Here is a 17,087-nt window from a genome sequence, read left to right on the forward strand (position 1 = left end):
CTTCGTCATGCTTGCTGTGCACCCCGAGTTACGCCGACAGCTCGCCGCCCGGATGCGGGCGGCGGCGACTTTCTTTTTCCGGCGGCAACCGCATCCGTCGGGCACCGCCCCGACGTAGGGAGGTCGACAAGACGCTGGGCTGACAGAGGGGACGGCGCCGGTGCGAGCTACAGTCGGGCATGCCCCCAACCAGGCGAACCGTCCCGTGACCGGGATCCGGCAGCAACCGGGCACACCCGAGGACGAGCTGGCCCACCGGTTCCGGGCCGGCGACGAGCTTGCGCTGCGTGAGGCGTACGACCGTTACGGTCGGGCCGTTCTCCACCTGGCCACCAGCACGCTTGTCAACCGCAGCGACGCGGAGGACGCGACCCAGGCCACGTTCGTCGCCGCCTGGCTCGGCCGGGAGACCTTCGACCCGGCGAAGGGCTCGCTTGTCGGCTGGTTGCTCGGCATCGGCCGGCGCAAGGTGATCGACCGGCTCAGGTCCGCCGCCCGGGAGAACCGGGTGGTCGACACCGTGCGCCAACTGCCCGAGCCGGCGCCGGCCGGCACTGACCCGGACACCGTGGTCGACCGGCTGGTGGTGGCCGACGAACTGGCGCGGCTGCCGGACGAACAGCGGCGCATGCTGGAATTGGCCTTCTTCGACGACCTGACCCACCAGCAGATCGCGACGATGACCGGAGTGCCGCTCGGCACGGTCAAGAGTCACATCCGGCGGGGCATGGCAAGTCTGAAGCGCAGATGGGAGGTGGACGGTGCAGCACCTGGAGCACGACCGGCTGGTATTTCTGGCGCTCGGTGAGAGTGAGGTGGACGTCTCCGACCGCACCCATCTCGACGCCTGCCCGCACTGCCGGGCCGAGCTGGACAGCCTGCGCCACGTCGCCGGCCTCGGTGCCGCCGGCCAGGAACTGCGTGATCTGCCCGACCCGCCGGAGCACGTCTGGCAGGGCATCATGGCCGAGATCACCGCGGCGGAGGAACTGCCCCGCCTCGCCGACCGGCAGCGGCCGGACGTGACGGATCCGGTCACCACCGGCACTCCCCCGCCGGTGCCTCGCCGGTCACGGCGGGGACGCTGGTCCCGGCTGGCCACCACGGCGGTCACGGCGGTCGCCGCCGCCACCGTCGCGGTGATCGGCACTGCCGCCGTGCTGCGCGACGGTACGCCCGCCGAGCCGACGGTGCTGGCCAGTGCTCCCCTGGCGGCGTACGGTTCGACTCCGCCGACGGCCCGTGGTGACGCGCGGGTGCTGGGCAGCGGCGAGTTGCACCTGCACGTGACGAATCTCCCGGCCGTACCGGGGTATTACGAGGTCTGGCTCATCAACCCGCAGAACATGGAGATGTTCTCGGTCGGTGTGCTCGGCGACGGCTCCGACGTGCTGCTGCCGTTGCCGCCGAACGTGGACCTGGGGCAGTACTCGGTCGTCGACGTCTCGGCCGAGGAGTTCGACAACAACACCGCCCACTCCGGCGACAGCCTCCTGCGGGGCTCCCTGACGGGCTGATCGGCGGGCCGGTTCAGCTCCCCGGCCCGCCGATCAGCTCCCTCGTGCACCGACGACACAGCCGCCGCCCGCAACTGCGGGCGGCGGCTGTGTGGGTACGACTCACTTGCGCTTGCGGATCTCCTCGGCGGCCTGCGGCACGATCTTGAACAGGTCACCGACCACGCCGAAGTCGGCCAGCTCGAAGATCGGCGCCTCGCCGTCCTTGTTGACCGCGACGATCGTCTTCGAGGTCTGCATGCCGGCCCGGTGCTGGATCGCACCGGAGATGCCCAGCGCGACGTAGAGCTGCGGGGAGACCGTCTTGCCGGTCTGGCCCACCTGGAACTGGTGCGGGTAGAAGCCGGAGTCGACCGCGGCCCGGGAGGCACCGACGGCACCGCCGAGCAGGTCGGCCAGCTCCTCGACCAGCTTGAAGTTGTCCGCGTTGCCGACACCGCGACCACCGGAGACGACCACGCCGGCCTCGGTCAGCTCGGGGCGGGAACCCTTCTGCTCGGCCACCCGGTCGACGACCTTGGCCAGCTTGTCGCTGTCGGTGACCGCGACGGTGAGCTGCTCGACCGAGGCGCTGGCCGCAGCCGGCGTCGGGTTCACCGAGTTCGGTCGGACGGTGACCAGCGGCAGCCCTCGGGTGACCTTGGACTTCACGATCGTCGACCCGGCGAAGGCCACCTGGGTGGCGGTGCCGTCGGCGGACAGGCCCACCACGTCGGTCAGGATGCCGTTGTCCAGCTTGACCGCCAGCCGGGCGGCGATCTCCTTGCCCTCCTGGGAGGAGGCGAGCAGCACGGCGGCCGGCTGCACCCGCTTGACCAGGTCGGCGACCACGGTGGCCTTCGGCGCCACCAGGTAGCCGTCGATCTCGTCACCCTCGGCCGCGTAGATCTTCTCCGCGCCGTACTCGCCCAGTTTGCCGGCGAGAGCCTCGGCCGCACCGGCGCCGCCGAGCACCACCGCCGACGGGCTGCCCAGCTCCCGGGCGAGGGTGAGCATCTCCAGGGTGACCTTCTTGACGCCGAACTCCGCGGTGGCTTCGACGACGACGAGAACCTCAGACATGTCCTACACCCCTCACACGAACTTCTCGGTGGCGAGGAACTCGACGAGCTGCGTGCCGCCGGAGCCCTCGTCGGTGACCTTGACGCCACCCGAACGCGGCGGGCGCTTGCTGTGCTCCACCACGGCGCTTGTCGCCCCGTCGAAGCCGACCTCGTTCGCGGCTACGCCCAGGTCGGCCAGGGACAGCGTCTGCACCGGCTTCTTCTTGGCGGCCATGATGCCCTTGAACGACGGGTACCGGGGCTCGTTGATGGTGTCCCACACGGAGACGATGGCCGGGGTCGAGGCGGTGACCACCTCGTAGCCCTCCTCGGTCTGCCGCTCCACGGTGAGCGTGGCCCCGTCGACGGTGAGCTTGCGCGCACCGGTCAGCGCCGCGATCCCCAGCCGCTCGGCGAGCATGTGCGGCATCACCTGCACCCGCCCGTCGGTCGACTCCGAGCCGCAGAGCACCAGGTCGGCGTTGAGCTGCCCCAGTGCGGCGGCGAGCACCTTCGAGGTGGCGACGGCGCAGGAGCCGTGCAGGGCGTCGTCCACCACGTGCACCGCCTTGTCCGGGCCCATCGACAGCGCCTTGCGGATCGACTCGGTCGCCCGGTCCGGACCCATGGTCAGGATGGTCACCTCGCCGCCGTGCGCCTCCTTGATCTTCAACGCCTCCTCGATGGCGTACTCGTCCATCTCGTTGATGACGTTGTTCGCCGAACCGCGGTCGACAGTGTTGTCGTCAGTACGCAGGTTGCGGTCCGCGCCCGAATCGGGCACCTGCTTGACGAGTACGACGATGTTCATCGCGCTTCGACGACCCTCCTGCTGTGGTTATGTGATCTTTTCGCCCCAGATCTGGGCGCAGCCTCGCGCGTGCGGTGCCGTCCGGTCAACCATGGGCTGTTGTGCGGTTGCCCACGGCGCCATGTTACCTGTCAGTAGCATCGGCGCCCAGCACGCCCCTGATCCGTTCGATGACCTCGGCCTCGGCCGGACTCACGCCGTCGTGGGCGCGGGCCGTACGATCGGCCGCCGCCAGCACCACCGCGCGGTAGACCGGCACGTCCTGCGGCACCTTCTCGGCCAGGATCTCGACACTCCGGCGCAGCGCCGGCAGTACCACCGACTCCACCTCGAGCGCCGAGTCACGCGGCAGTTTCGGCAACGGCCCGCTGGTCAACGCCTCCTTCACCACGCCGCTGGCGTCGGCCATCGCCCCGGACGCGGCGAAGCTCTCCCGGAACAGCGCGATCACCCCGGGGTCGGCGTTCGAGACCATGAACACCGCGCCGAAGGCACCCGTCTTGAGGGTCATCATCTCGTCGTCCGTCAGCCGCTGGCTCATGATCACGGAGTGTAGACGTAGGGCGTGGTGGTGGTGACCGCGACGAGCCCGAGTCGCTCCAGCACCGGACGACTCTCGTCCGACGCGTCGACCTGCACCAACGTCCGGCCCCGCGCACCGGCCAGCCGGGCCCGGTAGGTGACCAGCGCGCGGTAGATGCCCTTGCGCCGCCACTGCGGCAGCGTCGAGCCGCCCCAGAGCGTCGCGAACGTGCTGTCGACCGGGTACCGCACCCAACCGGCGCTCACCATCGTCTCGTCCGCCTCGGCCACCACGACCGTGATCGCCTGCGGGTCGGTGGCGATCTCCCGTTCCAGCCCGTCGGCCAGGCCGGACAGGTCACGCCCCCACACCTGGGTCTTCAGCTCCGCGATCCGGTCCAGCTCCGCGCGCCCGGTCACCTCCCGCAGGCGTACGCCCTCGGGCACCACCGGCAGCGCGGAGGCCAACGGGGCGACCGGGCCGACCACGACGGTCTCCCGATCTTCCGGCACGAATCCGGCGGCGCGCAGCCGCTGCGGCAGGTCGGCCGGCTCGTCGTGGCCGTGCAGCTTCCACTCGACCGGCTCACCCCGCTCACGGAACACCGCCACCTGCCGGGCGATCAGCTCGTCCAGATCCGCACCGGCCAACCCACCGAGGTCGCGGTAGGTCACCAGGCCCCGCTGGTCCAGGCCCCGCACCCGGAACACCGGACCGTCCGACTCCACCACCACGCCGTCGGGCACCGGGTCGGGCAGGCCCGGCCGCAACTGGGTGTCGTACGCCGCCCGCAGCGTGCTCGCGTCAAGATCCGTCATGCTCCCAACCTATTCCCGCCGGGAATCGGATAATCACTCTCGTGTGGCAGATGATCAGGAACTGGTTCGATCCGCAGGAGTTGCGTTCGGTGGGAACCACCCCCGACTACCGCTTCTCGCTGGCCAACGAGCGCACCTTCCTGGCCTGGCTGCGTACCGGGCTGGCGCTGATCGCCGGCGGGCTGGCCGCCGCGCAGTTCCTGCCGACCCTGTCCCTGGTCCACCTGCGCGAGGCGATCGCCGTGGCGTTGCTGCTGCTCGGCGGCGTGGTGGCGATCCGGGCCGTCGACCACTGGGCCCGCACCGAGCGGGCCATCCGGCTCGGCGAGGAGCTGCCCGCGTCCCGCTTCCCGGCCGTACTCGCGCTGACCGTCGGCCTCGGCGCGCTGTCCCTGGTGGTGGCGGTGCTGGCCGGCGCGATACGCGGATGAGCACCGTTCGCGACCCGGGCCTGCAACCCGAACGCACCCGGCTTGCCTGGCGGCGCACCCTGCTCACGCTGACCGTCGTGGCGCTGCTGACCGTCCGCCTCGCGCTCACCGGCGGACCGGTCGGAGCCGGGTTGGCGGCGCTGACCATCCTCGGCTGGGGTGTGGTCGTCACGCTCTGTTGGCGACGGGCCACCGGCAGCGGCATACCCCCGACCGGCGGTCGGCTTTTCGCCCTGGTAGGGCTGGCCGCCGCCGGATTTGCACTCCTCGGAGCGCTGTTGGTGCTGCGCGGGCTGTGACCGCTGTGCGCGGTAGGTAATGATGGTTACATGGCCCGGCTGTACATCCTCCTCTTCCTGGTGCAGGTCGTCCTCGCCGTCTGCGCCCTGATCAGCTGCCTCTCCGCCGAGGAGGACGGCATCCGCCACCTCCCCCGGATCGCCTGGCTGCTGATCATCCTGTTCTTCCCGCTGGTCGGCTCGATCGCCTGGTTCGTCGCCGGCCGGGAGCGCAAACCTGTCGGCGGGTCGACGTCCTGGGCTCCGGGGGCACGCCCGGCCGAACGCCACCGACCCGTCGCACCCGACGACGACCCGGAGTTCCTCCGCTCGATCGAGGAGCGCTCGCGCCGGGAGGATCAGGAACTCTTCCGCCGTTGGGAGGAGGACCTGCGCAAACGCGAGGACGACCTGCGCAGGCGGGAGGGCGAGCCGCCGCGCGAGGAACCCCGCCCCGAGGTGTAGCGCCGGGGCGGGATCCCGCGGTTTCAGGCCAGGTTCGAGGAGCGGGGGTACGCGTCGGCCGGATCGGTGAGCACGTTGATCAGGTACGGCACCCCGGCGTCGAAGGCCCGTTGCAGGGCCGGACCCAGATCGGCGGCCTTGGCGACCGTTTCGCCCGCCCCGCCGAGCGCGCCGACCACCTGGTCGTAGCGCAGCTCGGGTTGCAGGTCGGCGGCCACGTCGTAGCCGTACATGGCCCGCATCGGGTGCTTCTCCAGCCCCCAGATGCCGTTGTTGCCGACCACGATGACCACCGGCAGTTTCTGCCGGGCCAGGGACTCCACGTCCATCAGTGAGAAACCGGCAGCGCCGTCGCCCATCAGCACGCAGACCTGCCGGTCCGGGTGGGTGACCCGGGCGCCCATCGCGTACCCCATGCCGGTGCCGAGGCAGCCGTACGGGCCGGGGTCGAGCCAGGTGCCGGGCTGGGCCGGTTCCAGGTACCGCCCCGCGTACGAGACGAAGTCGCCGCCGTCGCCGATGGTGACCGCGTCACGGGCGAGCACCTTGCGCAGCTCGCCGTAGATCCGGGCCGGGCGGATCGGGTCGGTCTCGGCCGCCATCTCCTCGGCGTCGCGGGCCTTCGCCGCGTCCTCGGCGGTCCGCAGCTGGGCGACCCAGTCGTCGTGGTCGACCCGGTCGCCGGGGTGCTCGGCCAGGGCGGTGAGGATTCCCCGCAGGTCACCGGCGGGTGCGGCGGCGGGTTGAACGTGACCGGCGCGCTGGCTGGGCGCGTCGACGATGTGCACCACCTGGGCTTCGCCGAAGTCGCCGAAGGAGAGCCGGAAGTCCAACGGGGTGCCGATCACCACGACCACGTCGGCGTTGGACAGGGCCACCCGCCGGGCCTTGGCGAAGGCCAGCGGGTGCTCCGGTGGCAGGGCGCCGCGGCCCATGCCGTTGGTGAACACCGGCACGGTGAGCGCCTCGGCCGCCGCCCGCAGCTCGTCGACCGCGTCACCGGTCCAGACGTCCGAGCCGGCGATGATCACCGGACGGGCCGCGCCGGCGACCAGCGCGGCGGCGCGGGCCACCTCGTCGGGGTCGGCTTCGAGCGGGCTGAGCTGCGGCCCGGCCGGCAGCTCGGCGTCGCCGACCGAGAAGACCGCCTCCAGCGGGAAGTCGAGGAACACCGGCCCCCGGTGCGGGGTGAGGGCGGTGGTCAGCGCGGCGGCCACCGCCCGGGGGATGTCGTCGGCGCTGAACACCGTCTCGGCGTGCTTGGTGACCGGGGCGACCAGCGGGAGGTGGTCCATCTCCTGGAGGCTGCCGGAGCCCCAGCGGAACTGGGGTGCCCGGCCGCCCAGCACGAGCACCGGCGAGGCGTTGAAGAAGGCGCTGGTCAGACCGGAGATGCCGTTGGTCACGCCGGGGCCGGCGGTGAGTACGGCCAGGCCGGGTCGGCGCTGGAGCTTCGCCACCGCCTCGGCGGCGAAGACGGCGGACTGCTCGTGCCGCACGTCGTAGATCGGGAAGTCGGTCTTGTGCGCGGCATCGTAGAGCGGGAACACGTGTCCGCCGGAGAGGGTGAACATCTCCCGCACCCCGTACGCGCGCAGCGCCGCGAGGGCGAGCTCCCCGCCGTGGCCTTCGATCCGCTCCGTCATTCCCACTCCTTCTCGTCGCCTGACCGGAGTCACACGCTACTGGCCGGTAGGGAGAATGTGAACCATTCTCGGCACGCTCAGCGCCCGGTGAAGTCCGGCTTCCGCTTCGCCACGAAGGCCGCCATCCCCTCGCGTCGGTCGTCGGTGGCGAACAGCGCCGCGAAAAGCTGACTCTCCCAGGCCAGACCCGAGTTCAGGTCCATGTCCAGACCACCGTCGACGGCCAGCTTCGCCGCGCGCAGCGCCTGCACCGGGCCGGTGAGGTACGGCCGCACCATCGCCACCGCGGTGTCGTACACCTCGGCCGCCGGGGCGACCCGGTCGGCAAGGCCGATCCGCAGTGCCTCCGGCGCGTCCACCATCCGCCCCGACATGATCAGATCCTTGGCCCGGGCCGGCCCGACGAGCCGAGCCAGCCGCTGGGTGCCCCCGGCGCCGGGGATGATGCCCAGCTTGATCTCGGGCTGGCCGAGCTTGGCGTCCTCGGCCACCACCCGCCAGTCGCAGGCCAACGCCAGTTCACAGCCGCCGCCCAGCGCGTAACCGGTGATCGCGGCGACCACGGGCTTGGGGATCCGGGCGATCGCGCCGAGCGCGCTCGACAGGTCGGCGGCCCGCGCGGCCATGTCCACGTAGGACATGTCCGCCATCTCCTTGATGTCCGCACCGGCGGCGAAGACCTTCTCGCCGCCGTACACGATGACCGCGCGGACGTCGTGGTCGGCGGTGGCCGCGGTCGCGGCGGCGCGCAACTCCTCCTGCACCTGGGTGTTGAGGGCGTTCATCGGCGGCCGCTCCAGCCGGATGGTGCCGATGGCGTCCCGGGTCTCCAGCCGCACGAACTCGCCCACGCTGAGCCTCACTTCCTCGTCGAAGTCGCGTGCCAACCTTACGACCCGGCTCGTTGGGGTAGGTAGTCTGGTGCCAGCCCCGTCGGTCGGGAGTCGCACGATGAATCCTCGTCACCCTGAGCCCCGCACCGGCCGTGCCGCGACGCCGTCGCCACACCCCGGCCGCGCGCACGGGCCGGGTGAGCGGCGCGCCGTGGTCACCTACTACGACGACCGTTCGGTCCGGGTCACCTCGGACGCCGTCACCGTCGAGGGCCGGGTCTATCCACTGGCCGAGATCAGCGAAATCTGGCACCACCACGGCACCCGCTCCTGGCGGGTGCTGGCCGGTCGGGGCGCCCTCGGCGCCGCGCTTGTCGCCCCGCTGGTGGCCGCCGCCGCCGGAGTCGCGCTCGCCATTTGGCTGGACCGGTCGGCAACCGTCACGATCGCCATCGTCGGGGCGTCCGTGCTGGTCGGGCTGGCGGTCGGGCCGGTCGCCGACTTCCTCTTCGAGCACCTTGACCGCTCCTACGCCCGGGGCAGCCGGCAGCGGGAGGTCTGGATCCGTTGGCGAGGCCGCCCGGTGCAACTGCTGCGCACGCCGGACGCGCTGCGTTTCGGGCAGATCTACCGGGCCGTGCAACGGGCCATGGAGGTCGGCCGACCGATACCACCCCGTCGACGCTGAGCGCCCACCCGACTACGCACGGTTGCCCGGTGGTGCTTAGGCTTAGTGATGGCCCTCTATTACCGGGACGACGCGGTGCAGGTGACCTCCGAGACGATCCGGGCCGGTGGACATGTCATCCCGATCGCCGAGGTCACCTACGTCTGGCACGCGAAGGGGCGTACCACCCTCGCCGTACGCGGTCGGGTTCTCGGCCGGGGCGTGCTGGTCCTGCTGTTGTCCCTGCCTCCGCTGGTGGGCCTGATCTGTGTGCTGTCACTGGCCTGGTCCGCACAGGACCGGGGCGAGTGGCTGCCGGCGCTGATCGTGCTCGCCGCGTGCGTGATCGTCCCGCTCGCCCTGGTCCCGTTCCTGGAGATACCGCTCGGTTGGCTGGACCGCTCGTACGAGCGCGGTAACCGGGTGCTGGAACTGTGGGTGCAGTACCGGCGGCAGGAGGTCATGGTGCTGCGCACACCGGACGCGCTGCGGTTCGGCCAGATCTACCGGGCGGTGCAACGCGCGGTCGAGCACCAGAGCGACGGGTGAGACCGTCGTCGGGCGGTGCTGGCCCGCCCGACGCACACTTGATCCCATGGCACTCCCTCTTCCCCGGCCGACCGCGGTCCTCGGTCTCACCCGTTCCGCCCTCGACCAGGCCGCGTCCTTCGCCGCCATCCCGGCCCGCGCGTTCGCGGTACTCGACGAGGTGGAGGCGCTGCTGGCCCGGATCAACGGTGTGGTGGACCGGGTCGAGCAGACCCTGGACCGGACCGACCAGATGGTCACCGACGCCGAGGTGGCGGTCCGTGAGGTCGCGGTGATCAGTGCCGCCGCCACCGCCGCCGTGGACAACGCCACCGAGGTCGCCGCGGCGGCGGCCGTGGTCGTGGAGTCGGCAGGTTCGGTGGCCGGGCGGGCCGCCGAGACCGTGGGTACGGCGGCGGAGGCCGCCGCCACCGCGGCCGAACTGCTGAAGGCGTACGAGCCGGCGCTGCGCCGGGCCGCCCCGATGGCCACCCACTTCGTCGAGCAGCTCAGTCACGAGGAGGTGACCGCGGCGGTCCGGCTGGTCGACGAGTTGCCGAAGCTGCGGCAGCACCTGACCGCCGACGTCCTGCCGATCCTGGCCACCCTGGACCGGGTCGGCCCGGACCTGCACGACCTGCTCGACGTCACCCGGGATCTCAAGCTCGCGGTGGCGGGCATCCCCGGTCTGTCGATGCTGCGCCGACGGGGCGAGAAGCTCAACGACGACGCCGGCTGAGCGCGAGGAGTGAGCCGGGGTTTGCGAGCCCCGCAGTCGCGAGCGGAGACGGTCTGACCGCCCGGCCCGCGCTCCCCTCGGCGGGTGGCGGTCAGCAGTCGCAGGAGGCGACGGTTCGGGGAGCGGTCAGGTCGTCCACCGGCCGGTGGGTGAGCCCGGTGGCGGTCACCACGGGCAGGCCCTCCCGCACCCAGTACTCGTAGCCGCCGCGCATCTCCTTGACCCGGTAGCCGAGCCGGGCGAACTCCAGCGCCGCCCGGGTGGCGCCGTCGCAGCCGGGCCCCCAGCAGTAGGTCACCACGTGCGCGTCGGGCGGCACCGCGTCGGCGGCCCGCGCGGCGATCAGGTTGGTGGGCAGGTGCACGGCGCCGGGCAGGTGGCCCTGCGCCCAGGCCGCGTCGCCGCGCGAGTCGACCACGACCAGGTCGGGCAGCTCCGCGGTCAGGTCGTGGTGCACGTCGGCCACGTCGGTCTCGAAGCGCAGTCGGGCGAGGAAGTGGGCGACGGCGGTGGACGGCTCGGCGGCCGGTACGGCGAAGGTTCGGGTCATGTCCCCGATCATTGAACGGTGCCGACCGCCGGGCGAGTGGCGGTCACGCCGTCCTCCGCTAACATCCGGCCATGACGCCGGTCGACCGCAGTGTGGCTGTGCTCGCGTACCCCGGGATGTCGGGTTTCGAGACCGGGATCGCCACGGAGGTCTTCGGGCTGCCCCGGCCGGAGCTCGACGTGCCCTGGTACGACCTGCGGCTGTGCGCCGAGCGACCGGGTCCCGTACCACTGCTCGGCGGCGCCAGCCTGCACAGTCCGTACGGCCTCGATGTGCTGGCCGCCGCCGCGACCGTCGTCGTTGCCGGCGTACCCGACGTGCACGGCACACCGTCGCCGGAGCTCGTCGCGGCCCTGCGCCGGGCGCACCGGGCCGGCGCCCGGCTGCTGTCCATCTGTTCGGGCGCCTTCGCGCTGGCCGGTGCCGGCCTGCTCGACGGTCGACGGGCGGCCACCCACTGGCGGTACGCGGACCTGCTGGCCCGCCGGTACCCGAGGGTCATGGTCGACTCCGACGTGCTCTACCTCGACGACGGGGACATCCTGACCAGCGCCGGCAGCGCCGCCGGCCTCGACCTGTGCGTGCACGTGGTACGACGCGACCACGGCTCGGTCGTGGCCAACGCGGTGGCCCGACGACTGGTGATCCCACCGCATCGCGACGGCGGTCAGGCGCAGTTCGTCGAAGCGCCGGTGGCGGTGGATCCGGACGACGACCGGATCGCCGGCAGCATCGACTGGGCGCTGGCTCACCTGGCGGAGCCACTCACGGTGGCCCGGCTGGCCCGGCAGGCCCACATGTCGACCCGCACCTACCTGCGGCACTTCGCGAGAGCCACCGGCACCAGCCCCATCCGGTGGCTGGTCGAGCAACGGATCCGGGCCAGCCTGGCGCTGCTGGAAACCACCGACGCGCCGGTCGGGCAGATCGCGACGGCCGTCGGCTTCGACGCCCCGGTGACCTACCGTCACCACTTCACCCGGGCGATGCGGACCTCACCGTCGGCGTACCGTCGCGCGTTCCGGACCGGCGGTGCCGCCGCGCAGGCGAGCCGGGCGGGACGGCCGAGCCCGTCCGAGCGGCCCTGATCCGGTCAGGGCGCGGGCACGTACAGCTGGTCGATCTCGACCCGGTGCGGCAGCGAGACGCTGGCGCCGAGCCGGCGTACGCAGGCGGCACCGGCGGCCGAGGCCCAGCGCACCGCGTCCACCAGGTCGCGTCCCTCGCCCCAGGCCACGGCGAGCGCACCGGTGAAGGCGTCACCGGCGGCCGTCGAGTCGACCGTGTCCACCTTGACCGCCGGCACGTGTACCGCCGTGCCGTCCCGGTCGCCGTACCAGGCACCCTGGGCGCCGAGGGTCAGCACCGCCCGGGGCACCAGGTCGAGCAGCGCCCGCGGTTCCTCCCGACCCCGTCCGGTGTACGCCTGCGCCTCGTTCTCGTTGACGACCAGCACGTCCACGGCGGCGAGCAGCTCCGGCGGCAGTGGCACGGCCGGCGCCGCGTTGAGCACCACGCGGGTTCCGGCGGCGCGGGCCGCCACCGCCGCCTCGGTCACCGTCTCCACCGGGATCTCCAGCTGCGCGACCAGGACATCCGCGTCGCGTACGGCGGCGAGTTCGGTCTCGGTCAGCTCGGTGAGCGACGTGTTCGCCCCCGGGGTCACCAGGATCGCGTTCTCACCCTGGGCGTTGACCATGACCAGGGCCACCCCGGACGCTCCGTACGTGGTGCGCAGCTGACCGGTGTCGACCCCGGCGGCGGTGATCCGCGCCCGCAGGGTCACCCCGAAGGCGTCCGAGCCGATCGCGCCGAGGAAGACACTTGCCGCACCGGCTCTCGCGGCGGCGATGGCCTGGTTGGCTCCCTTGCCGCCGGGCACGGTGACGAAGTCGGTGCCGAGCCTGGTCTCCCCCGGGCGGGGCAACGCCTCGGCGGTGGCGACCAGGTCCATGTTGGCGCTGCCCACCACCACGACACGGGTCTGTCGCACGGGCACCTCCCGGATGTCGCGGGCGTCGTCTCAGGCGGCGCGGGCGGTGTAGCGGTCGCCGTGGCGCTCGACGAGCAGCGGCAGCCCGAAGGTCTTGGTGAGGTTGTCGGCGGTGAGGGTGTCGGGCAGCAGGCCCTGCGCCATCACCGCCCCGTCGCGCAGCAGCAGCGCGTGGGTGAAACCGGGGGGAATCTCCTCGACGTGGTGGGTGACCAGCACCAGTGCCGGAGCGTCGGGATCCTGCGCCAGGTCGGCGAGGCGAGCGACCAGATCCTCGCGGCCACCCAGGTCAAGGCCGGCCGCCGGTTCGTCGAGCAGCAGCAGCTCCGGGTCGGTCATCAGCGCCCGGGCGATCTGCGTCCGCTTGCGCTCCCCCTCCGACAGGGTGCCGTACGCCCGCTCGGCCAACGCGCTGACGCCCAGTTGGTCCAGCAACGCCCGGGCCCGGGCCTCGTCGGCCGGGTCGTAGTCCTCGCGCCACCGGCCGACCACCGACCAGGCGGCGGTCAGCACCACGTCGACGACGCGCTCGCCGGCGGGCACCCGCTCGGCCAGCGCGGCGGTGGACAGCCCGATCCGGGTACGCAGCTCCGTGACGTCGGTGCGACCGATCCGTTCGCCCAGCACGTGTGCGGTGCCGGTGGTCGGATGCAGTCGTCCGGCGGCGATGTTGAGCAGGGTGGTCTTGCCGGCACCGTTGGGCCCCAGCACCACCCAGCGTTCGTCCAGCTCCACCCGCCAGTCGACGTCGTGCAGCAGGGCGGTGCCGGACCGGCGTACGGCGACGCCGTCGAGGCTGACCACCAGATCCGCGTCCACGGGCGAGGGGGCGGGTGCGGCGCCGGCGGCGCCAGGGATCAGGTCACCAGTCACCAGCCCATCCAACCACGCACGCCCGTGGTGCCCCCACGGGCCGGCGTCGTCGCCGTAGGGTGAGGCGCCGTGTCGTTGCTCACCCCACCCGGAGGGCCGCCAATGACCAGTGGGGTCATCGAGATCGAAGGTCTCCGCAAGACCTTCCACAGCCTGCGTCGCGGGCGACGGGTCGCGGTCGACGGCTTCGACCTGCTGGTCGAGGCCGGCCAGGTGCACGGCTTCCTCGGGCCCAACGGATCGGGAAAGACGACAACCCTGCGCGCGCTGCTCGGGCTGGTACGCGCCGACGACGGGCGGATGCGGGTGCTCGGTGCCGCCGCGCCGGAGCAGTTGCCTCAGGTCGCCGGCCGGGTCGGTGCGATCGTGGAGAGCCCGCAGTTCTACGGCAACTTCACCGGGTACCGGACGCTGCGGCTGCTCGCCCTCGCCGGCGGCGTTCCGGTCAGTCGGGTCGACGAGGTGTTGGAGCAGGTCGGACTGGCCGACCGGGGCGACGAGCGGGTCAAGGGTTACTCGCTGGGCATGAAGCAGCGTCTGGCGGTGGCTTCGGCGCTGCTCAAGCGACCCGAGCTGCTGATACTCGACGAGCCGGCGAACGGGCTCGACCCGGCGGGCATCCGGGAGATGCGCGACCTCGTCCGGGCGCTGGCGGCCAACGGCGTGACGGTGCTGGTATCCAGCCACATCCTGGCCGAGATCCAGCTGATCTGCGACCACGTGACGATCATCTCGCGGGGTCGGCGGGTGACGGCCGGCCCGGTCACCGAGGTGCTCGCCGGCTTCGACCACAACGAGCACCTGGTCCGCGTCGACGACCCGGCCCGCGCCGAGGAGCTGCTGCTGGCCGCCGGGCTGACCGTCACCGGCCACGCCGACCACCTCGTGGTCAGCGGGGTGCCGGACCCGACCGAGGTGAGTCGGACGCTGGGCGAGCAGGGGGTCTGGGTACGCGAGCTGACGCCGCTGCGGCCGGATCTGGAGAGCGTCTTCCTGGAGCTGACCGGCGCCCCGGCGCATCCGGGTGTGCCCCGGCAGGTGGACGGTTCGACACCGGCGGGCGGCCCGGCCGCCGACCAGGAGATCGACCTCGGGGTGCGAGGAGTGGACGCGTGAACCTGATCCGTGCCGAGCTGGAGCGGCTCGGTGCCCGCCGCTTCGTACAGCTGATGATCGTGCTGCTGATGCTGGCGTTCGGGGTGACCGCGGCGACCACGCTGGCCGGGTCGCACCAGCCCTCCGCCGTCGAGCTGGCCGAGGCGCAGCGGCAGGCCGCCGCCAACCTGCGCGGCATGGAGCTGGAGCACGAGCGGTGCCTGGCCCGGGACCGGGGCGAGCCGCTCCCCGGCGACGAGGGGTTCTACCTGCCACCGGACTGCTCCGAACTGGACCCGGCGCTGCGGGACCGGTTGCCGGTGGCCGCCGACTACCTGACCGGGGTGTTCACCTTCACCCGGCAGGCCGAGCCGCTGCTCTACTTCCTGGTGGCGTACCTGGTGCTCTTCGGGTTCCTGGTCGGCGCCTCGTACATCGGCGCCGACCTGAACTCCGGCGGAGTGGTCAACCTGCTGCTGTGGCGACCACGCCGGCTGACCGTGCTCGGCGCAAAACTCGGCACGCTGCTCGGGGCGGTGCTGACGGTGTCGGTGCTCGCCTCACTCGCCTATCTCGTCACCTTCTGGGTCATCGCGCAGGTCGCCGGCTATCCCGGACCGACCAACGCGGCCTTCTGGGCCGACCTGGGCGCGATCTGGGGGCGCGGGTTGACGCTTGTGCTGCTCGCGGCGGCGACCGGCTTCGCCATCGCGACGATGGGACGGCACACGGCGGCGGCGCTCGGCGCGGTCGCCGCCTACCTGGTGGTGTGGGAGCTGGGTGGGCGGATCGTGCTGCAGATCCTCGAGGTGGCCCGGCCCGACCAGCTCATGCTCGCCAGCTACGTCGGCGCGTGGCTGGCCGGCGAGGTCAGATTCTGGGACAGCACCGCCTGCCGGACCGTCGTCGACAGCTACTGCGACGGCAGCTACACCCTGACCTGGCAGCCGGCGCTGGCGGTGCTGCTGCTGCTCACCGCCGGCCTCAGCGCCTCCGCCTTTGCCATCTTCCGCCGCCGCGACCTGATCTGACCCTCGCCCGGCTCAGGCGATGGTGGAGCCGAAGACCTCGTCGCGGACGGCGTCCAGGGCCGTGCGCAGGGCGCCGTGCAGAATCGGCTCCTCGGTCAGTCCGGTGGGCACCACCCGGGGCCGTACCAGGGTGATCGCGGCGACCTCGTGCTGCACCCGTTCGGCCAGGGCCGCCCCGCCGGCCTGCCCCACCTCTCCGGCGAGCACCACGAGCGGCGGGTCCAGCACCACACAGGTGCTCGCCACGCCGAGGGCGAGCCGGCGGGCCACCTCGTCGAGCATCGGCCCACCCGAGGTGCCGTCGGCGATCGCGGCCCGGACCGCGTCGGCGGCGGCCGCGTCCGGATAGCCGTGTTCCCGGGCCAGGCTGCGGATCGCGTCGGCGCCGGCCAACTGCTGGAAGGCCGGCTTCGCCCGGCGCGACACGTCGCGTGGGATGGGAGCGCCGGGCACCGGCAGGTAGCCGATCTCACCGGCGGCACCGCTGCTGCCGTGGTGCAACCGGCCGCCCAACATGATCGCCAGACCGACACCGGCACCGACCCAGACCAGGACGAAGTCCGCCAGGCCCTGGGCGGCGCCGGACTGCGCCTCGGCCACCGCGGCCAGGTTGACGTCGTTCTCGAAGACCACCGGGGTGTCCAGGTCGTCGCGGAGCGCGGCGAGCAGACCCCGATGCCAGCGGGGCAGGTTGTACGCGAACGTGATGTCGCCGGTGCCCGGGTCAACCAGGCCGGGGGTGCCGAGCACGATCCGGCGTACGCTCGACAGCTGCGCGCCGGCGCTGCCGGCCACCCGCACGACTGCGTTGTGCACCACGCCGACCGGGTCGTCGGTGTCCTGGGTGGACTGCTCGACGCGCCCGATGACCGCACCGGTGATGTCGGCGCAGGCGGCCACCACCCGCTCCGGGCCCACGTCGACGCCCACCACGTGTGCGCTGCCGGGCCGTACGGCGTAGAGCTGGGCGTTCGGTCCGCGGCCCCCGGCCTGCTCGCCGACGCGGGTGACCAGTCCGCGCTCCTCCAGCCGCTCCACCAGTTGCGAGGCGGTGACCTTGGACAGGCCGGTCAGCTCGCCGATCCGGGCCCGGGTCAGTGGTCCCTGCTCCAGCAGCAGTTCCAGCGCCGCGCGGTCGTTGAGGGCCCGCAACAGACGTGGAGTGCCGGGCAGCCGGGTCGCGCTCATGCCATGTGTCCTCAAGTTATTAGTAAACTTTGCTAACTGTATGAACCTTTGAAGCCGT

At 72.3% G+C, this 17,087-nt stretch carries 21 protein-coding genes; 11 read left to right on the top strand and 10 right to left on the bottom strand.

Annotation, left to right across the window (positions count from 1 at the left end):
- The first annotated feature begins 205 nt into the window (after positions 1–205).
- Both ENC19_RS04410 and ENC19_RS04415 read left to right on the top strand, forming a co-directional pair.
- Positions 206–808, top strand: coding sequence for an RNA polymerase sigma factor (locus ENC19_RS04410; RefSeq protein ID WP_164445996.1), 603 nt, complete (start codon positions 206–208; stop codon positions 806–808).
- Positions 762–1,517, top strand: a complete 756-nt coding sequence (locus ENC19_RS04415) for an anti-sigma factor domain-containing protein (RefSeq protein ID WP_164445797.1) — start codon at positions 762–764, stop codon at positions 1,515–1,517. Before ENC19_RS04410 ends, ENC19_RS04415 begins: the two co-directional genes overlap by 47 nt.
- A 102-nt stretch (positions 1,518–1,619) precedes the next feature.
- Here ENC19_RS04415 and ENC19_RS04420 read toward each other — a convergent pair whose 3' ends face one another.
- From ENC19_RS04420 to ENC19_RS04435, 4 genes are all read right to left on the bottom strand, one after another.
- On the bottom strand, positions 1,620–2,579 hold the full coding sequence (locus ENC19_RS04420; RefSeq protein WP_164445798.1) for an electron transfer flavoprotein subunit alpha/FixB family protein: 960 nt from the start codon (positions 2,577–2,579) through the stop codon (positions 1,620–1,622).
- 12 nt (positions 2,580–2,591) lie between these two features.
- Positions 2,592–3,371, bottom strand: coding sequence for an electron transfer flavoprotein subunit beta/FixA family protein (locus tag ENC19_RS04425; protein WP_093401799.1), 780 nt, complete (start codon positions 3,369–3,371; stop codon positions 2,592–2,594).
- Positions 3,372–3,495: 124 nt separating this feature from the next.
- Complete coding sequence (locus ENC19_RS04430; protein ID WP_373688884.1) at positions 3,496–3,918, bottom strand: hypothetical protein; 423 nt, start codon at positions 3,916–3,918, stop codon at positions 3,496–3,498.
- Positions 3,915–4,712 carry a GNAT family N-acetyltransferase gene (locus ENC19_RS04435; protein WP_164445800.1) on the bottom strand — a complete coding sequence of 266 codons (798 nt, stop codon included), beginning with the start codon at positions 4,710–4,712 and terminating at the stop codon, positions 3,915–3,917. The genes ENC19_RS04430 and ENC19_RS04435 overlap by 4 nt, the downstream gene beginning before the upstream one ends.
- A gap of 41 nt (positions 4,713–4,753) precedes the next feature.
- On the opposite strand from ENC19_RS04435, the gene ENC19_RS04440 reads away from it, so the two are divergent.
- From ENC19_RS04440 to ENC19_RS04450, 3 genes are read left to right on the top strand one after another with little or no spacing between them, the layout of a single operon-like run.
- Positions 4,754–5,143, top strand: coding sequence for a YidH family protein (locus ENC19_RS04440; protein ID WP_164445801.1), 390 nt, complete (start codon positions 4,754–4,756; stop codon positions 5,141–5,143).
- Positions 5,140–5,442: a DUF202 domain-containing protein gene (locus ENC19_RS04445; protein ID WP_164445802.1), complete on the top strand. Its 303-nt coding sequence runs from the start codon at positions 5,140–5,142 to the stop codon at positions 5,440–5,442. Before ENC19_RS04440 ends, ENC19_RS04445 begins: the two co-directional genes overlap by 4 nt.
- Positions 5,443–5,472: 30 nt before the next feature.
- Positions 5,473–5,886 carry a PLD nuclease N-terminal domain-containing protein gene (locus ENC19_RS04450; RefSeq protein ID WP_164445803.1) on the top strand — a complete coding sequence of 138 codons (414 nt, stop codon included), beginning with the start codon at positions 5,473–5,475 and terminating at the stop codon, positions 5,884–5,886.
- A 23-nt stretch (positions 5,887–5,909) separates the two neighbouring features.
- Here the strand turns inward: ENC19_RS04450 and ENC19_RS04455 are convergent, their stop codons facing one another.
- Complete coding sequence (locus ENC19_RS04455; protein ID WP_164445804.1) at positions 5,910–7,532, bottom strand: acetolactate synthase; 1,623 nt, start codon at positions 7,530–7,532, stop codon at positions 5,910–5,912.
- Positions 7,533–7,609: 77 nt separating this feature from the next.
- The gene (locus ENC19_RS04460; RefSeq protein ID WP_164445805.1) at positions 7,610–8,383 is read right to left on the bottom strand and encodes an enoyl-CoA hydratase-related protein; all 774 of its coding nucleotides are present in this window, start codon (positions 8,381–8,383) and stop codon (positions 7,610–7,612) included.
- Between the two features lie 193 nt (positions 8,384–8,576).
- Here ENC19_RS04460 and ENC19_RS04465 point away from each other — a divergent pair, with 193 nt between their 5' ends.
- Genes ENC19_RS04465 through ENC19_RS04475 form a run of 3 tightly spaced genes read left to right on the top strand, consistent with a single transcriptional unit; the run spans position 8,577 to position 10,299 of the window.
- Positions 8,577–9,053, top strand: a complete 477-nt coding sequence (locus ENC19_RS04465; protein WP_164445997.1) for a DUF6232 family protein — start codon at positions 8,577–8,579, stop codon at positions 9,051–9,053.
- 48 nt (positions 9,054–9,101) lie between these two features.
- Positions 9,102–9,581, top strand: coding sequence for a DUF6232 family protein (locus tag ENC19_RS04470; RefSeq protein WP_164445806.1), 480 nt, complete (start codon positions 9,102–9,104; stop codon positions 9,579–9,581).
- Positions 9,582–9,627: 46 nt separating this feature from the next.
- Positions 9,628–10,299, top strand: a complete 672-nt coding sequence (locus ENC19_RS04475; RefSeq protein ID WP_164445807.1) for a hypothetical protein — start codon at positions 9,628–9,630, stop codon at positions 10,297–10,299.
- 91 nt (positions 10,300–10,390) lie between these two features.
- Here ENC19_RS04475 and ENC19_RS04480 read toward each other — a convergent pair whose 3' ends face one another.
- The gene (locus tag ENC19_RS04480; protein ID WP_164445808.1) at positions 10,391–10,849 is read right to left on the bottom strand and encodes a rhodanese-like domain-containing protein; all 459 of its coding nucleotides are present in this window, start codon (positions 10,847–10,849) and stop codon (positions 10,391–10,393) included.
- Between the two features lie 71 nt (positions 10,850–10,920).
- Between ENC19_RS04480 and ENC19_RS04485 the strand changes: the two genes are divergently transcribed.
- Positions 10,921–11,937, top strand: a complete 1,017-nt coding sequence (locus ENC19_RS04485; RefSeq protein ID WP_164445809.1) for a helix-turn-helix domain-containing protein — start codon at positions 10,921–10,923, stop codon at positions 11,935–11,937.
- A gap of 5 nt (positions 11,938–11,942) precedes the next feature.
- On the opposite strand, the gene ENC19_RS04490 is transcribed toward ENC19_RS04485, so the two are convergent.
- Both ENC19_RS04490 and ENC19_RS04495 read right to left on the bottom strand, forming a co-directional pair.
- Positions 11,943–12,842, bottom strand: a complete 900-nt coding sequence (locus ENC19_RS04490; RefSeq protein WP_164445810.1) for a ribokinase — start codon at positions 12,840–12,842, stop codon at positions 11,943–11,945.
- Between the two features lie 30 nt (positions 12,843–12,872).
- Positions 12,873–13,715 (bottom strand): ABC transporter ATP-binding protein, encoded by an 843-nt coding sequence (locus ENC19_RS04495; protein WP_164445811.1) that lies wholly within the window; start codon positions 13,713–13,715, stop codon positions 12,873–12,875.
- Positions 13,716–13,817: 102 nt separating this feature from the next.
- Here ENC19_RS04495 and ENC19_RS04500 point away from each other — a divergent pair, with 102 nt between their 5' ends.
- Both ENC19_RS04500 and ENC19_RS04505 read left to right on the top strand, forming a co-directional pair.
- On the top strand, positions 13,818–14,831 hold the full coding sequence (locus tag ENC19_RS04500) for an ABC transporter ATP-binding protein (protein WP_164445812.1): 1,014 nt from the start codon (positions 13,818–13,820) through the stop codon (positions 14,829–14,831).
- Positions 14,828–15,841, top strand: a complete 1,014-nt coding sequence (locus ENC19_RS04505) for an ABC transporter permease subunit (protein WP_164445813.1) — start codon at positions 14,828–14,830, stop codon at positions 15,839–15,841. The genes ENC19_RS04500 and ENC19_RS04505 overlap by 4 nt, the downstream gene beginning before the upstream one ends.
- A gap of 12 nt (positions 15,842–15,853) precedes the next feature.
- On the opposite strand, the gene ENC19_RS04510 is transcribed toward ENC19_RS04505, so the two are convergent.
- On the bottom strand, positions 15,854–17,029 hold the full coding sequence (locus tag ENC19_RS04510; protein ID WP_164445814.1) for an ROK family transcriptional regulator: 1,176 nt from the start codon (positions 17,027–17,029) through the stop codon (positions 15,854–15,856).
- Positions 17,030–17,087: the final 58 nt, after the last annotated feature.

It is taken from the genome of Verrucosispora sioxanthis, assembly GCF_010560025.1.
Taxonomy (GTDB): domain Bacteria; phylum Actinomycetota; class Actinomycetes; order Mycobacteriales; family Micromonosporaceae; genus Micromonospora; species Micromonospora palythoicola.

Excerpts from the sequence above, each read along its gene's own strand:
- ENC19_RS04420 (WP_164445798.1), bottom strand. The coding sequence starts at position 2,579 with ATGTCTGAGGTTCTCGTCGTCGTCGAAGCCACCGCGGAGTTCGGCGTC.
- ENC19_RS04425 (WP_093401799.1), bottom strand. The coding sequence starts at position 3,371 with ATGAACATCGTCGTACTCGTCAAGCAGGTGCCCGATTCGGGCGCGGAC.
- ENC19_RS04435 (WP_164445800.1), bottom strand. The coding sequence starts at position 4,712 with ATGACGGATCTTGACGCGAGCACGCTGCGGGCGGCGTACGACACCCAG.
- ENC19_RS04445 (WP_164445802.1), top strand. The coding sequence starts at position 5,140 with ATGAGCACCGTTCGCGACCCGGGCCTGCAACCCGAACGCACCCGGCTT.
- ENC19_RS04450 (WP_164445803.1), top strand. The coding sequence starts at position 5,473 with ATGGCCCGGCTGTACATCCTCCTCTTCCTGGTGCAGGTCGTCCTCGCC.
- ENC19_RS04455 (WP_164445804.1), bottom strand. The coding sequence starts at position 7,532 with ATGACGGAGCGGATCGAAGGCCACGGCGGGGAGCTCGCCCTCGCGGCG.
- ENC19_RS04470 (WP_164445806.1), top strand. The coding sequence starts at position 9,102 with ATGGCCCTCTATTACCGGGACGACGCGGTGCAGGTGACCTCCGAGACG.
- ENC19_RS04475 (WP_164445807.1), top strand. The coding sequence starts at position 9,628 with ATGGCACTCCCTCTTCCCCGGCCGACCGCGGTCCTCGGTCTCACCCGT.
- ENC19_RS04480 (WP_164445808.1), bottom strand. The coding sequence starts at position 10,849 with ATGACCCGAACCTTCGCCGTACCGGCCGCCGAGCCGTCCACCGCCGTC.
- ENC19_RS04485 (WP_164445809.1), top strand. The coding sequence starts at position 10,921 with ATGACGCCGGTCGACCGCAGTGTGGCTGTGCTCGCGTACCCCGGGATG.
- ENC19_RS04500 (WP_164445812.1), top strand. The coding sequence starts at position 13,818 with ATGACCAGTGGGGTCATCGAGATCGAAGGTCTCCGCAAGACCTTCCAC.
- ENC19_RS04510 (WP_164445814.1), bottom strand. The coding sequence starts at position 17,029 with ATGAGCGCGACCCGGCTGCCCGGCACTCCACGTCTGTTGCGGGCCCTC.